Source organism: Massilia sp. MP_M2, assembly GCF_039123635.1.
GTDB lineage: Bacteria > Pseudomonadota > Gammaproteobacteria > Burkholderiales > Burkholderiaceae_D > Telluria.
The window spans coordinates 85,180-100,275 of sequence record NZ_JBCHJF010000006.1 but is presented as its reverse complement, the minus strand read 5'-3'; the positions used below and the strand labels follow the sequence as shown (position 1 = coordinate 100,275).

General features: G+C 63.1%; 14 protein-coding genes. 11 read left to right on the top strand and 3 right to left on the bottom strand.

Translation table 11 applies throughout. The features are described from left to right. Positions 1-24 precede the first annotated feature (24 nt). The 3 genes from RCH14_RS14435 to RCH14_RS14425 all read left to right on the top strand — a co-directional run bounded on the left by RCH14_RS14435 (position 25) and on the right by RCH14_RS14425 (position 2,246). Entirely contained in the window at positions 25-381 is a 357-nt protein-coding gene (locus RCH14_RS14435; RefSeq protein WP_343026790.1) for a CidA/LrgA family protein, read from the top strand. Continuing rightward, a complete protein-coding gene (locus tag RCH14_RS14430; RefSeq protein ID WP_343026789.1) occupies positions 374-1,111 on the top strand; it encodes an LrgB family protein in 738 nt (245 codons plus the stop codon). The genes RCH14_RS14435 and RCH14_RS14430 overlap by 8 nt, the downstream gene beginning before the upstream one ends. Before the next feature lie 226 nt (positions 1,112-1,337). Next, complete coding sequence (locus tag RCH14_RS14425) at positions 1,338-2,246, top strand: ZIP family metal transporter (RefSeq protein ID WP_343026788.1); 909 nt, start codon at positions 1,338-1,340, stop codon at positions 2,244-2,246. Positions 2,247-2,297: 51 nt separating this feature from the next. Here the strand turns inward: RCH14_RS14425 and RCH14_RS14420 are convergent, their stop codons facing one another. The 3 genes from RCH14_RS14420 to RCH14_RS14410 all read right to left on the bottom strand — a co-directional run bounded on the left by RCH14_RS14420 (position 2,298) and on the right by RCH14_RS14410 (position 7,726). Beyond that, positions 2,298-5,192, bottom strand: coding sequence for an EAL domain-containing protein (locus RCH14_RS14420; RefSeq protein ID WP_343026787.1), 2,895 nt, complete (start codon positions 5,190-5,192; stop codon positions 2,298-2,300). A gap of 11 nt (positions 5,193-5,203) precedes the next feature. Beyond that, a complete protein-coding gene (locus RCH14_RS14415) occupies positions 5,204-6,043 on the bottom strand; it encodes a PhnD/SsuA/transferrin family substrate-binding protein (protein ID WP_343026786.1) in 840 nt (279 codons plus the stop codon). 342 nt (positions 6,044-6,385) lie between these two features. Continuing rightward, entirely contained in the window at positions 6,386-7,726 is a 1,341-nt protein-coding gene (locus tag RCH14_RS14410; protein WP_343026785.1) for an MFS transporter, read from the bottom strand. A 162-nt stretch (positions 7,727-7,888) separates the two neighbouring features. Here RCH14_RS14410 and cyoA point away from each other — a divergent pair, with 162 nt between their 5' ends. The 8 genes from cyoA to RCH14_RS14370 are packed head-to-tail and all read left to right on the top strand — an operon-like array spanning position 7,889 to position 15,083. Next, positions 7,889-8,896 carry a ubiquinol oxidase subunit II gene (gene cyoA, locus RCH14_RS14405; protein WP_343026784.1) on the top strand — a complete coding sequence of 336 codons (1,008 nt, stop codon included), beginning with the start codon at positions 7,889-7,891 and terminating at the stop codon, positions 8,894-8,896. A gap of 2 nt (positions 8,897-8,898) precedes the next feature. After that, the gene (cyoB, locus tag RCH14_RS14400; RefSeq protein WP_343026783.1) at positions 8,899-10,908 is read left to right on the top strand and encodes a cytochrome o ubiquinol oxidase subunit I; all 2,010 of its coding nucleotides are present in this window, start codon (positions 8,899-8,901) and stop codon (positions 10,906-10,908) included. Beyond that, entirely contained in the window at positions 10,901-11,539 is a 639-nt protein-coding gene (gene cyoC, locus RCH14_RS14395; protein WP_343026782.1) for a cytochrome o ubiquinol oxidase subunit III, read from the top strand. The genes cyoB and cyoC overlap by 8 nt, the downstream gene beginning before the upstream one ends. Further along, complete coding sequence (cyoD, locus tag RCH14_RS14390; protein ID WP_343026781.1) at positions 11,536-11,922, top strand: cytochrome o ubiquinol oxidase subunit IV; 387 nt, start codon at positions 11,536-11,538, stop codon at positions 11,920-11,922. Before cyoC ends, cyoD begins: the two co-directional genes overlap by 4 nt. A 2-nt stretch (positions 11,923-11,924) precedes the next feature. After that, the gene (locus RCH14_RS14385) at positions 11,925-12,752 is read left to right on the top strand and encodes an SURF1 family protein (RefSeq protein WP_343026780.1); all 828 of its coding nucleotides are present in this window, start codon (positions 11,925-11,927) and stop codon (positions 12,750-12,752) included. Between the two features lie 51 nt (positions 12,753-12,803). Beyond that, positions 12,804-14,153: an ATP-binding protein gene (locus RCH14_RS14380; protein ID WP_343026779.1), complete on the top strand. Its 1,350-nt coding sequence runs from the start codon at positions 12,804-12,806 to the stop codon at positions 14,151-14,153. Next, complete coding sequence (locus tag RCH14_RS14375) at positions 14,140-14,679, top strand: response regulator transcription factor (protein ID WP_343026973.1); 540 nt, start codon at positions 14,140-14,142, stop codon at positions 14,677-14,679. The genes RCH14_RS14380 and RCH14_RS14375 overlap by 14 nt, the downstream gene beginning before the upstream one ends. Before the next feature lie 2 nt (positions 14,680-14,681). Continuing rightward, positions 14,682-15,083, top strand: a complete 402-nt coding sequence (locus RCH14_RS14370; RefSeq protein WP_343026778.1) for a c-type cytochrome — start codon at positions 14,682-14,684, stop codon at positions 15,081-15,083. Positions 15,084-15,096: the final 13 nt, after the last annotated feature.

Here is a 15,096-nt window from a genome sequence, read left to right as displayed (position 1 = left end):
GCCGTCTTGCGTAAAGGAGAAAGCATGCTGGCGGCGTTTGCGGTCCTGTTGTTGTTTCAATGCCTGGGGGAGGGCCTCGTCTTCGTGCTGCGCCTGCCGCTGCCCGGTCCCGTGGCGGGCATGCTGCTGCTGGTGGCGGCGCTGATCGTCTTTCCCAAATTGCAGTTACTGGTCGAGCAGGCCGCCAATGCACTGCTGGCGCACCTGTCGTTGCTGTTCGTGCCGGCCGGGGTGGGCATCGTGGTGGCAGCAAGCAGCGGCAGCGGTCACTGGCTGGCGATCGTCGCGTCCGTCGTCGTCAGCACCCTGCTGGCGCTGGCCGTGACCGGCTTGCTGCTGCGCGGCATGAAAAGTGGCGCAGCGAAAGATCGCGATGCTTGAATTCGCCGAGTTGCGTCAGTTCTGGGTCTACCTGGCGGCCTCGCCCTTGCTGGGCTTGACCATGACGCTGTGCGCCTATCTGGCCGCGCAGCGGGTCGGCGCCTGGTGCAAGGGCGCGCCGATCGCCAACCCGGTCGCCATCGCGATTGCCATCGTGGTCGGCATCCTGAGCCTGTCCGGCATGTCGTACGAGCGATATTTTGCGGGCGCGCAGTTCGTGCATTTCCTGCTCGGCCCGGCGACGGTGGCGCTGGCCTTGCCGCTGGTGCGCCAGTTGCCGCGCCTGCGCCAGCACTGGCTGCCCCTGACGGCGGCGCTGCTGGCCGGGTGCGTGACGGCCATCGTGTCGGTGGTCGTCGTGGCGCAGTTGCTGGGCGCAACGCCAGCGCTGATCGGCACGCTCGCGCCCAAGTCGGTCACGTCGCCGATCGCGATGGCGGTGGCCGAGCGGTTGGGCGGCATTCCTTCCCTGACTGCTGCGCTGGTGATTGGCACGGGCATTTTTGGCGCGATATGCTCGACCTGGCTGTTTCATGGGCTGCGCGTGCGTTCGGATGCAGCGCGCGGGTTCGCGATGGGCCTGGCCGCACACGGAATCGGGACGGCGCGCGCGTTCCAGCTCAGCCCCGAGATGGGCGCATTCGCCGGGCTGGCGATGGGCTTAAATGGCGCACTGACGGCGTTGTTTGCGCCCTGGCTGGTGCCGCTCGTCATGCGTTGGATGGGGTAGCGGCTTGATGCCTGGCCAATGTCGGGCCAGCGCGCAGTCAGGCCCGATGGCCATGCCGGGGAACGGTTCCGAATCGGGCACGATGCAATCTGCATCCAGTGGTACGATAGAGCAGCATCAACGCATCGGATGAGCCGATGATGACCTCCCTCTGGAGTCCGCTCACCGACACCGCGCCGGCTGCCGCACCCTGTGCCGCAGCCGGCAATCAGTTACAGGAAGCCGCATGGATAGTCAAATCGAGAAAGCCCCACCACACCGCGGCATGCCGAGCTGGCTCACCCCGCGGCGCGCCATTGTTTTTGGTATTTGCACGGTCGTCCTGTTTATCCTGATCGGCAGCATGATCGAGCAGTTCATGAATGCCAACCCGAAGATGATGGCGGCCCTGCTGGGCGGCGGCGCGGCTGCAGCGGCAACCGCGCTTGGTACCTTGCCGGTGTTGTTTGCCCAGAATTTTTCCAGACGCACCTACGATTCGTTTCTCGGTTTCGGCGCCGGTGTCATGCTGGGCGCTACCGCGTTTTCGCTGGTTATTCCAGCATTGAACGCGGCTTCATCGGCCGGGGCGGGCAGCTGGGAAGCCAGCCTGATGGTGGGCGCGGGCATCCTGGCCGGCGCCGGGGCGATTCTCCTGCTGAGCCGCGCGGTGCATACCGACAGCATTCTCTCGACCGATCCCGACCAGGTGTCGCTGCGGCGCGCATGGCTGTTCGTGTGGGCCGTCGCGCTGCATAACCTGCCTGAAGGCCTGGCGATCGGCGTTGCCTTCGCCGGCATCGACCTCGAAAAAGCCACGTCACTGGCCACCGGCGTATCGATCCAGGATGTGCCGGAAGGCCTGGTCGTGGCACTGGCGCTGCATTCAGTCGGTTATAGCCGGCTGGCAGCGGTTGGCATGGGGATTGTGTCGGGGCTGATCGAGCCGATCGCCGCTGTCTTCGGCGTCGCACTCATCGGTATCGCGGCTGGCCTGCTGCCGTATGCCCTGGCTGCCGCTGCCGGCGCCATGTTGCTCGTCATCGTCAATGATGTGATTCCCGAATCGCGCCAGTCAGGTAATGGCACCCAGGCCAGCATCGCGCTGGTGATCGGGTTCATCGTGATGACGGTGCTCGATACCGCGCTGGCCTGACCGGCTGGCACCGTACCGGCCCGCATCTCTGCGCTCTGGTGCCCATGCCGATTACAGCACGAGCATGGCGGCGCGCTGCAGATCCGCTGGCAGTGCGCTTTGCGCCGCGACGAAGCAATGGGCTGGCCCCAGCGGCCGATCCACATAATAACCCTGGATTTCGTCGCAGCCGAAGCGCTTGAGTTCACACAACTGTTCGAGATTCTCCACGCCTTCGGCCACCACCGTCAGATTCAGGCTGTGGGCCAGGTTGATGACGGCGCGCGTAATCGCCGCATCGTCACTGTCGTGCGGCAGGTCGCGCACGAAGGTGCGGTCGATCTTGAGCGCATCGAGCGGGAAGCGCTTCAGGTACGCCAGGCTCGAATAACCGGTGCCGAAATCGTCGATCGACAAGCGCATGCCCAGTGCCTTGATGCGTCCCAGGATCTCGACCGCGGCGTCCGGATTCACCATCAGCATCGATTCGGTCAGCTCGAACTCGAGTAGTGTCGGTGCGATGCCGCTGGCCGTCACGATGTCCTCGATCGTTGCTGCCAGGTCGCCCTGTTCGAGCTGACGCGCCGACAGGTTGATCGCCACCGGCACGACGGGGAACCCGTCGGCATGCCAGGCGCCGAGCTGGCGGCAGACTTCTGCCACGACCCATTCGCCGACTGCGATGATGAGTCCCGTGTCTTCGAGTACCGAAATGAATTCGAGCGGCGGCACGAGGCCGCGCTGCGGGTGGTTCCAGCGCAGCAGCGCCTCGAAGCCACTGGTGTTGCCGGTGGCAAGGTCGAGCTTGGGCTGGTAGTGCAGCAAGAATTCGCGTCGCTCCAGTGCCTGGTGGAGCTCTGCTTCGAGCTTGTTGCGCTGGGTGGTCGCGTCGTGCATGGCGGCGCTGAAAAACTGGAAATTGCCGCGACCATTGTGTTTGGCCGCGTACATGGCCGTGTCGGCGCTTTTGAGCAGCACCTCCGCGTTGGCGCCATCCTGCGGATAGCGCGCGACGCCGATGCTGGCCGAGACGAACAGCTGCTGGCCCTGCAGCAGGAAAGGCGCTGCCAGCGCATCGATGATGCACGTGCACAGCACGTCGATGTCGTCGTCTGCCACGATGTCGGGCAGGATCAGCGCAAATTCGTCGCCCCCGAGCCGCGCGACCAGGTCGCCGGGCCGGGCGCAGCCCTGCAGGCGCTTGGTGGCAAGTACCAGCAGCTGGTCGCCGACCCCATGCCCCAGCATGTCGTTGACCTTCTTGAAGTGGTCGAGATCAATGAACATGACGCCGGCGCGGCGCGTCTGCGCCGCTGCCGCGCCGATGGCCAGGTCGAGCGACTCGGACAGGTAGCGCCGGTTGGGCAGGTCGGTCAAGGCGTCGTACTGGGCCAGGTAGGTCAGGCGCTGCTGAGCCGTGTGGCGCTCGATGGTGGTGGCCAGGATGTGCGCGATGCTGCGCAAGAAGTTGCGGTCGTCGGGACCGAACTGGCGGGCGTCGTCGCTGAACACGCCCAGCACGCCGAACGGGCTTTCGGTACAAATCACGCAGGTATCGACGCTGCTGCGCACCTGGTAGGCGGCGCCGACTGGCGCGAACAGCGGACGCAACAGGTCAGCCGGCGCTTGCTGCGGCATCGGACCCAGCGGGCAGTCGAGCACGAAGCCGGTGGCCAGGGCCAGCGTACCGCTGCCGGCGCGGATCACCAGTGAACGCCCGATCGGCGCCGGTTCCAGGGAAAACAGCGCCGCGCTCGTGGCATCCAGGCCGCCCGCTGCGGCCTGGACCGCTTCCTGGAACACGTGGTGCAGGTCCGTGGCCGTCAGGGCCACGCGGCCCAGTTCGGCGATCAGGTTCTCGCGACGGGCCGTGGCCAGGATCGTGCGTTCGAACGTCTTGCGCTCGGTGATGTCGATATCGATACAGATATAACGCGCCGTGCCGCCCGCATCGAACATCGGCACGATTGTGCGGTGCCATTGCAGCGTGCGGTCGCGCCCGGCGATGGTGACGTCACCTTTCCAGACATCCGGGCCGGGCATCCACAGCGGCGCCGGGCCGGGGATGGTCAGGTGTGCCAGCGGCTGCCCGACGATCTCGGCGCGCGACAGGCCACTGTTGGCAATGAACTGTTCGTTGACCACCGTGATGCGGCCGTCGCCATCGATTTCGGACACGATCGCGGCCTGGTCCATCGCGCTCTTGTGCTGCACGAGCGAATTCATCAACAGCTCGATGCGCTCGCCATACTGCACGCGCAGGCTGGCGGTACCGCGGTTTACGGCCAGGATCGCTTCCTGGATCTCGAGCGGTGCATCGTCGTGCAGCGGTGCCTCGGCCGTAACCAGGCCGGCGGCGACATCGTGTTCGAATGCGCGCAGGCCGCCGAGACGGTCCAGCCAGCGGCGCAGCAGCACGCGCATCATCAACAGGCTGGCCGAGGCGAGCACCGAGGCCACCGCCGCCGTTTCGATGATCAGCTGCCAGAGCTGCGCCGCCAGCCTGGTTACGTCGAACGACAGGCGAATGACGCCATAGTCCTTGCCGCCGACGGTGATGACCCGGTTGACATCGTAGAACCGTTCGACGATCAGCGCCGTGAACCAGTCGGGCGGCGCCGGGTACTGGCTATCCTGCGCCTCCAGGCTGATCGCGCCGCCGCCCACCTCGAGGAACTGGGCACGGTTGAATGGCGACTTGACGATCATCTTGCCCAGCGTGCGCTTGACCGTGTCGTAATCCCCGATGACAACGCTCTCTTCGATCGGCTGGATCACCGCCTCGACCAGCATCAGCGCATTGTCTTGCGTCTCTTCGATATGCTGAAGGTACTGGTAGCGGTAGACCATGCCCAGGCCGGCGGCCAGCAGCAGCAGCAGCGTGACCGCGAACACGCCGAACACACGACCCATCAGGGAGCGCGGCATGAAGACACGCTTGAGCAGGCGCAGCGAAGACGATGTCATGGCGGAGGGTGTCACCGCAGGCTGGCCGGCGCGTCGGCGTAGAATGCGCGATAGCTCGCGTAGTCGGCGTGGCTGGCGGCGACGAACGACAGCGGCACCGGGGCGTGGATCAGTGTCGCTGATTCGGCCAGCACGCGCTTGCCTTCCGGGTCGTTGTGCATGGTGAGGAAGGCATTGGCGACGGCGCGCACCTGCTCTGCCGGCACCCGTGGCGAGGCCATCAGGGCCAGATCGTTGAATGGCGCCGAACTCCACAGCACGCGAAACGCGTTGCCTTCCCGGCCGCTCCAATTGGCTACCAACTGGGAATTGGCGCCAACGGCCTTGACCATGCCCGCAAACAGCTGCGTGAATGCGGCGTCCTGATTGCCGGCGAACACGACGTTCACGGGAATCCCGGCGCGCAGCAGTTGCGCGTAATTGACCTTGTAGGCAACCAGTGCTTCGGCGCCGGGAAAGCTCACGGACGCGCCAGCCAGTTCTCGGATATCCCTGATCGGCGAGTCGGCTGGCACCACGATCTGCGCATGCAGGGGCGGCGAGTTGCGCCGCCCGAAGACGGTCCATCCCATCTTGTCGCGATCCGGACTGAACAGGTGGTTGGTGAACGCAAAGTCGACTTCACGGGCGAGCACGAAACTGGTCGTGTCCGCCGAGGTTCGGCCCAGCTTGAGCTTCATGCACACCTTGCTCCTGGCCGAGACGTAACGGATGATCGGGTTCCAGAAGCTGGCTGAGACCTGGACATTGAATTGATTGACCGGGGAGAAATTGTAGCAAGCGGGCGGCGCGGCGAAGGCCGATTGCGTGACGAGAAGGGCGCCAGCCAGCAGTGACAGATGCAGATTCATGGAGGTTCGATCGTGAAGACAAAGTGAACTACGGCCACGTCCGGAGTGCCGGGCTGGGCGCCGTGATGTTGTGCCAGTGGACAGACATGCCGCGCCCCACATCGCCGACAGGCTCAGTAGGCTGGCGTCGCCATCCGTCAATGGATGCGCGAGGGATGACTGTAGCGCGGGCCGGCGGCGCGTGCGCGTGGCAACAGACGAGATCATACTATCAGCAAACATTGCCGGATGGAATGCAATGTTGTAATTAGTAAATTAGCCGGTTCATGTCCTGTACGTGCCCCAAAAACGACAACGGCCCCGAAGGGCCGTTGTCGTTACTGCGTGATCTACTGGAAAAGATCAGTCACGGATTTCCAGCTTGCGGTTCAGGCTCAGCGCGGCCAGCGTGGCCACCGCTGCCGACAGCAGATACAGGCTGACATAACCCAGGCCGAAGTTTGCCGACAGGCCCAGGGCGACCAGCGGTGCGAATGCCGCGCCGACCAGCCATGCCAGATCCGACGTCAGCGCCGCACCGGTGTAGCGGAAGTGCTTCTGGAAGTTCGACGTCGTGGCGCCCGCTGCCTGGCCATACGACAGACCCAGCAGGGTGAAGCCAACCAGGATGAAGGTGTTCTGGCCGGCGGTGCCGCCATCGATCAGCGATGGGACGAAGACCGAGAACAGCGCGATCAGTGCGGCCAGCGTACCGAGCGTGGTGCGACGACCAACTTTGTCGGCGATATAGCCCGACGCCAGGATGCCCAGCGCGGCCAGGGCAGCGCCTGCCATCTGGACCAGCAGGAACGATTCGACCGGACGCGTATCGTACAGCTGGATCCACGACAGCGGGAACACGGTTACCAGGTGGAACAGTGCGTAGCTGGCCAGTGCGGTCATCGCGCCGATGACGATGTTGGTGCCCTGATTACGCATCAGTTCGCCGACCGGGGCAGGCGTCATGTGCTTGCTGTCCAGCAAGCGCGCATACTCGGTGGTCGAGACCAGGCGCAGGCGGGCAAACAGGCCGACGACGTTGATAGCGAAGGCGACGAAGAACGGGAAGCGCCAGCCCCAGGTCAGGAAGTCTTCCTGCGACAGGTTGCCGATCAGATAGGCGAACACGCCGGCAGCGATGACGAAGCCGAGCGGTGCGCTGAGCTGACCCAGCATCGCGTACCAGCCGCGCTTGCCTTCAGGGGCGGACAGGGCCAGCAGCGACGGCAGGCCGTCCCACGAACCGCCCTGGGCCAGACCCTGGCCGATGCGCAGCAGTGCCAGCATCACGATGGCGGCGCCGCCGATTTCGCTGTAGCTCGGGAGCAGGGCGATGACGACGGTGCAGGTGCCCATCATGAACAGGGCGATCAGCAGTTTGAGGTCGAGGCTCCAGCGCTTCTGGATCCACATGAACAGCAATGTGCCGAACGGCCGCGCGATGAACGCGAACGCAAAAATGGTAAAAGCGTACAGTGTGCCTTCGAGGCGATCGGCAAACGGGAAGAAGATTGACGGGAACACCAGTACCGAGGCAATGGCATAGACGAAGAACTCGAAGTACTCCGCCGAACGACCGACAATGACGCCGACGGCGATGTCTCCGGGAGAGACGTGCTCGTCGCGGGCGTTGATGTTACGTGCACCGCTGTTGGGGCTCGTGATTGGAGCGGCGTCGTCGCCGCCGTGGGTGGTGCTGTGCATGGTTAATTCTCCCGAAGTCGTGTCGCGGTCGCCACTATTGTGGGTAACACTCATGTTGAAATTGCAGTATGGCAAAGGGTGGGACAAACTGTCCAATGTTCTTTGGCGACCGTTGGCAGTACAGTAGCACGTACTCCCTCCATGTAATGTGAGATACCTAGCATGATTCCACAAATTGTCCGCCGCGGACTGCCTTTACTTCTGCTTGCAGCGCTTTCTGGCTGTAACGCAGTCGTCTTGAATCCCACCGGCGATATAGCAAAGCAGCAGGCCGATCTGATTGTCATATCGGTTCTATTAATGTTGATCATCATCATTCCGGTGATGTTGTTGGTCGTCTGGTTCGCCTGGCGCTACCGCAAGGGCGCCAATGCGGCCTACGAACCTGACTGGGACCATTCGACCAAGCTCGAACTGGTTATCTGGGGCGCACCGCTCCTGATCATCATCGTGCTGGGTCTGATTACCTGGGTCAGTACCCACAAGCTCGACCCGTATCGTCCGCTCGATCGCATCGATGCCAACCGTCCGCTCGCGGCCTCGGTCAAGCCACTCGAAGTGCAAGTGGTGGCGCTGGACTGGAAATGGCTGTTCATTTATCCAGAACAGGGTATCGCGTCGATCAATCACCTGGTGACCCCGATCGACGTGCCGGTGCGCTTCAAGATCACGTCGTCGACCGTGATGAACACGTTCTACATCCCGACCCTGGCTGGCATGATCTACGCAATGCCGGGCATGGAGACGGAACTGAACGCGGTGCTGAACAAGACCGGCGATTATCGCGGCCTGTCGGCCAACTTCAGCGGGGATGGTTTCTCGCACATGAAGTTTGCCTACAAGGGCGTGACGCAGGCCGATTTCGACACCTGGGTCAAAGAAATGAAGACCGGTACCGAAGTGCTCGACCGCGCTGACTACATGGTGCTCGAAAAACCGACCGCCAAGGAGCCGGTGCGCCATTACGCACAGGTCGAGCCCGCGCTGTTCAACCGCATCCTGAACCGATGCGTCGCTGAAGGCACGATGTGCATGAACCAGCAAATGCACGAGGATCACAAGCGCAACGAGATGGCTGCGGCCATCCGTCAGCTGCCGAAAGATGGCAAGTCCATGCTGGCCGAGGCGCTGGAAATGTGCGTCGCCCCTTTTAACACTGTGAAGAAGTAACCATGCAAGACACTTTCGACTTGACGAAGTTTATCTTCGGGCGGCTTGGCTGGGATGCGATTCCCTTCCATGAGCCGATCCTGCTTGCTACCTTCGCAGGTGTGATCGTAGGCGGTATTGCCCTCGTGGGCATCCTGACCTACTTCCGCCTGTGGGGCTCCTTGTGGAAAGACTGGATCACCAGTATCGACCACAAGAAAATCGGCATCATGTACATGATCCTCGGTCTGGTCATGCTGCTGCGCGGCTTTGCCGATGCCCTGATGATGCGTGCCCAGCAGGCGCTCGCCTTTGGCGACAACGCCGGCTTCCTGCCGCCGCACCACTACGACCAGGTCTTCACCGCCCACGGCGTGATCATGATCTTCTTCGTGGCGATGCCGTTCGTGACGGGTCTGATGAACTATGTGGTGCCACTGCAGATCGGTGCGCGCGACGTGGCGTTCCCGTTCCTGAACAACTTCTCGTTCTGGATGACCACGATGGGCGCCGTGCTGATCATGGCCTCGCTGTTCGTCGGTGAATTCGCACGTACCGGCTGGCTCGCGTATCCGCCGCTGTCGGGCATCCTGGCCAGTCCGGGGGTGGGCGTCGACTACTACATCTGGTCATTGCAGATTGCCGGTGTCGGTACCTTGCTGTCCGGTGTGAACCTGATCGTCACCATCATCAAGATGCGTGCACCGGGCATGGGCCTGATGAAGATGCCAGTCTTCGTCTGGACCTCGCTGTGCACCAACATCCTGATCGTCGTGACCTTCCCGATCCTGACCGCCGTGCTGGCAATGCTGGGCATGGACCGCCTGTTCGACACCGCGTTCTTCACGAACGACCGTGGCGGCAACGCGATGATGTACGTGAACCTGATCTGGATCTGGGGTCACCCCGAGGTCTACATCCTGATCCTGCCGGCGTTCGGTATCTTCTCCGAAGTGGTCTCGACCTTCTGCGGCAAGCGCCTGTTCGGCTACACCTCGATGGTCTACGCGACCTGCGTCATCATGGTGCTGTCGTACCTGGTCTGGCTGCACCACTTCTTCACGATGGGGTCGGGCGCCAGCGTCAACGCGTTCTTCGGCATCACGACGATGATCATCTCGATCCCGACCGGCGCGAAGCTGTTCAACTGGTTGTTCACCATGTACCGCGGCCAGATCCGTTTCGAGCTGCCAATGATGTGGACGATCTCGTTCATGCTGACCTTCACCATCGGCGGCATGACCGGCGTGATGCTGGCGATTCCTGCAGCTGACTTCGTGCTGCACAACTCGCTGTTCCTGATCGCCCACTTCCACAACGTGATTATCGGTGGTGTGGTGTTCGGTATCTTCGCCGGACTGAACTACTGGTTCCCGAAAGCGTTTGGCTACAAGCTCGACAAATTCTGGGGCACCGTGTCGTTCTGGCTGTGGTCGATCGGTTTCTGGGTTGCGTTCACGCCGCCGTACATCCTGGGCTTCATGGGCTACACCCGCCGCGTGAGTCACTTCGATGACATGTCGGTCCAGTGGCTGTTCCAGATCTCGTTCCTGGGTACCCTGATGATTGCCGGTGGTATCGGCGCGCTGCTGATGCAACTGTATGTCAGCTTCCGTGACCGCAACACTGCACGTCTGCGCGATTTCACTGGCGATCCGTGGAATGGCCGTACGCTGGAATGGTCGACCTCGTCGCCACCGCCGGACTACAACTTCGCGTTCACGCCGGTGGTGCACGACAACGACACCTTCGCCGACATGAAGAAGAACGGTTACCAGCGTCCATTGGCCGATTTCGTTGCGATCCACATGCCGAAGAACACCTGGGCCGGATTCGTGATCTCGGCACTGGCGTGCGCGGTCGGCTTTGCCATCATCTGGCATATGTGGGCCGCGGTCATCGTGGCGTTCATTGTCCTGCTCGGCACGATCATTGCCCATACCTTCAACTACAAGCGCGATTTCTACATTCCGGCTGAAGAAGTCCTGAAAACCGAAACCGCACGTACTCGTATGCTGGAAAGCCATGTCTGAAATTAAAGCAACCATGACGGGCGGGTTGACACCCGCCGAAGTGACCGCGCGCTACATGGCGCGGGAACACCACCCGGAGCAGGGCACGTTGCTCGGCTTCTGGCTCTACCTGATGAGCGACTGCCTGCTGTTCGCATCGCTCTTCGCCAGCTACGCCGTGCTGGGCCGCAACTATGCGGGCGGCCCGACCGGTGCCGAGCTGTTCGAACTGCCGCTGATCGCGCTCAATACCGCGTTCCTGCTGGTGTCGTCGATCACCTTCGGCATGGCCATGATCGCGGCGCAAGCCAAGAACTTGGGCAAGACCAAGCTGTGGCTGATCGCGACCGGCCTGCTGGGCGTGGCGTTCCTGTCGCTGGAAATCTATGAATTCCAGCACCTGATCCACCTGGGCGCCGGTCCACAGCGCTCGGGCTTTTTGACCGCGTTCTTCTCGCTGGTCGGCACCCATGGCCTGCACGTGCTGTTCGGCATCGTCTGGCTGGTGACCCTGTTCGTGCAGCTGTCCAAGCACGGCCTGACGCCGGAAAACTTCCGTCGCCTGGCTTGCCTGTCGCTGTTCTGGCACTTCCTGGATCTGGTCTGGATCTTCGTGTTTACCTTTGTCTACCTGATGGGAGTGCTGCCATGAGCGATCATCACAACGAGCATGGTCATGATCATCATGGTCACGACAGCTACCAGATCCACTACAGTGGCAAGGATTACGCGATCGGCTTCATCCTGTCGGTCATTCTCACGGCGATTCCGTTCTGGCTGGTGATGGGCAACGTGCTGGCCCCGGACATGACCCGCTGGGTCATCCTCGGCTTTGCCGCGGTCCAGCTGGTGGTCCAGATGATCTACTTCCTTCACCTGAATTCGAAGGCGGAAGGCGGCTGGAACATGATGGCGCTGATCCTGACCCTCGTGCTGCTGGTCATCGTGATGTCGGGCTCGATCTGGGTCATGCACCACATGAACACCAACATGATGCCGGGCATGGGTGCTGAAAACACCTCCGACATGACCTGACGATGGTGATGCACGAGCAGCAGTCGCCGACCCTGTCGGCGCCCGATCAGCCCCCGCCACGGCGTTCGCCCTTTGTGCGACGCCTGGTGGCGGTGCTGGCCTTGCTGCTGCTCGTGCTGTTTGCAGTTCTGGGGACCTGGCAGGTGATTCGCCTGCAATGGAAACTGGACCTGATCGAACGCGTCGATGCACGCGTTCATGCGGCGCCTGCTGCGCTTCCTCCGGTGGCGCAGTGGCCGCAGATTTCCAAAGAATCCGACGAGTACCGGGCTGTTGCCCTGTCGGGTCATTATCTCTACCAATTTACCGCACCCGTCCAGGCTTTGTCCGAGCTGGGCGCGGGCTTCTGGCTGCTCACGCCGTTCTGCGCGGACGAGGGCCACATCATCTTTGTCAACCGCGGCTTCATCCCGTCTTCGGGCGACATCGCCACGCGCTTCCCGGCGCGCACGGCCGGTCCTGACGCCTGCGCCGCCGCGGGCGAGGCGGTCAAGCTGACCGGTCTGTTGCGCATCAGCGAGCCCAAGGGCGGCTTCCTGCGCGACAATGACCCGACCGGCAACCGCTGGTATTCGCGCGACGTCGCCGCTTTGACCGCCGCGCGCGGCTTCGATCCGGCACGCACGGCGCCGTTTTTCGTCGATGCCGGCAAGAACCAGGACCCCGTGGCCGCGCCCGAGCGCGCGGTGGGCGGCCTGACCGTCATCTCGTTCCCAAACAATCACCTCGTGTACGCGCTGACTTGGTATGCTCTGGCCCTCATGGTGGCCGCAGCCTGGTGGTGGGTGGTCCGCTATGAAGCGAGGCGTTCCCGCGCCGCCGACGATTAAACGCTGCGTCCGCACCTGCCGGATGCAGGGGCACTGAACGAACGGATTTCGATGCAATCTCCGCTGGACTTCTTCGCCAGGGCGGCGCGCATATCGCCGTCGGCGGCGGCCGCGAACGTGGAATTCGCTGCCGGTCACAAGAACATGCTGCAGCTGATCGAGCTGCGCTGGATCGCCGTCATCGGCCAGGTCAGCACGATTGCCGCCGCCATCGTGCTGTTCGGGATCGCGCTGCCGCTGGTGCACATGCTGCAGGTGCTCTCGTGCCTGATCGCCTTCAACATTGCCAGCCACCTGCGCTGGCACGAACGGCGCCCGGTCTCGAATGGCGAGACCTTCATGGCCATCCTGGTCGACGTCTCGAGCCTGACCGTGCTTCTGTACCTGTCCGGCGGCACCACCAATCCGTTTGCTTTCCTCTATTTGCTGCAGGTGATCGTCGCGGCTGTGTTGCTCGAGGTGCTATGGACCTGGTGCATCGTCGTCATCACGATCACCTGCATGGCCGGCCTGGCGGCGTTCGCCGAGCCGCTCGCGCTGCCGTTCGACCATGAGCGCGGGATCGGCAGCCTGTACGTCCAGGGTCTGCTGGTCTGCTTCGCGCTCAATGCGGCGCTCCTGGTGCTGTTCGTTTCGCGCATCTCGAACAATGTGCGCGACAAGGCGACCCAATTGGCGGCGCTGCGCCAGAGTGCGACCGAAGAAGAACACATCGTGCGCATGGGGTTGCTGGCCAGTGGCGCCGCCCATGAACTGGGCACGCCGCTGTCGACCGTCTCGGTGATCCTCGGCGACTGGAAGCGCATGCCGGCGTTTCGCGACGACCCCGAGCTGCTGGGCGAACTGACCGAAATGCAGACGCAGCTCAAGCGCTGCAAGTCGATCGTCAGCGGGATCCTGCTCTCGGCCGGCGAAGCGCGCGGCGAATCGGCCGAACGCACGACCGTACGGGGTTTTCTCGACGGCCTGGTTGAACGCTGGCAGGCCAGCCGCCCGGTGCGCGCATTCACGTACAATAACCGCATCGCCGACGACTGGCCGGTGGCGAGCGACTCGGCGCTGCGCCAGACGGTCGACAACCTGCTCGACAATGCGCTGGAAGCATCGCCCGACTGGGTCTGCCTCGATGCGCACATCGAAGAGCGCACGCTGGTGCTGTCCGTACTTGACCGGGGGCCCGGCTTTGCGCCCAGCATGCTGGCGCAATTCGGCAAACCCTACCAGTCCACCAAGGGCAAACCCGGCGGTGGCCTGGGGTTGTTTTTGGCCGTAAACGTCGTGCGCAAACTTGGCGGCACGGTGGCGGCGACGAACCGGCCAGAGGGTGGCGCCGTGGTGATCCTGCGGCTGCCGATGTCGGCCATTGAACTGGAAGAGGAGCTGAATGATGCCGAATCCTGAGCCGCTGCTGCTCATCATCGAAGACGACGAAGCCTTCGCCCGCACGCTGAGCCGTTCATTCGAGCGGCGCGGCTACCGCGTGCTGGGCGCGACCGGCCATGATGAGGCCGCCGCCATCCTCGCGCAGCACAATCCCGGCTACGCCGTGGTCGACCTGAAGCTCAAGGGCCAGACCTCGGGCCTGGCCTGCGTGCAGCTGCTGCACGAACATGACCCGGACATGCTCATTGTCGTGCTGACCGGCTTCGCCAGCATCGCCACTGCCGTCGAAGCGATCAAGCTCGGCGCCGTTCAGTATCTGGCCAAGCCGTCCGATGCCGACGATATCGAAGCGGCGTTCGGGCACATTGCCGGCAGCGCCGAGATCGAGGTGACCAATCGGTCGACGTCGATCAAGACGCTCGAGTGGGAACGCATCCACGCGGTGCTGGCCGAGACCGATTTCAATATCTCCGAGGCGGCGCGCCGGCTGGGCATGCATCGCCGCACGCTCGCGCGCAAGCTCGAAAAGCAGCGGGTCAAGTGATCATGCGCGCGCTCATCGTGGGTGTTGCACTGCTGTTTTGCCAGGTCGCCGAGGTGCTGGCAGCGCCGACCCAAGCCCAGGTCGATGCCGGCCGTCGGCTGTTCGCGCGTTGCACCAACTGTCACGAAGTGGGCCCGGGCGCACGCAATGGCTTCGGCCCGCAATTGAATGCGGTCGTGGGCCGCAAGGCCGGCAGCGAGCCTGCGTATGCCTACTCGCCGGCGCTCAAGAACGCGCGCTTCGTCTGGAACGAGCAGAATCTGGTCGCATTCATTCGCGACAGCGAGAAGGTCGTACCGGGTAACAAGATGCGTTTTCTCAGCTTCATGAGCGAGAAGCAGGCGGCCGAGATCGTGGCCTACCTGCGCACGCAGGGCGCACCAACCCCACCGCCGAAGAAGTAGCGCAGCGCGGCGC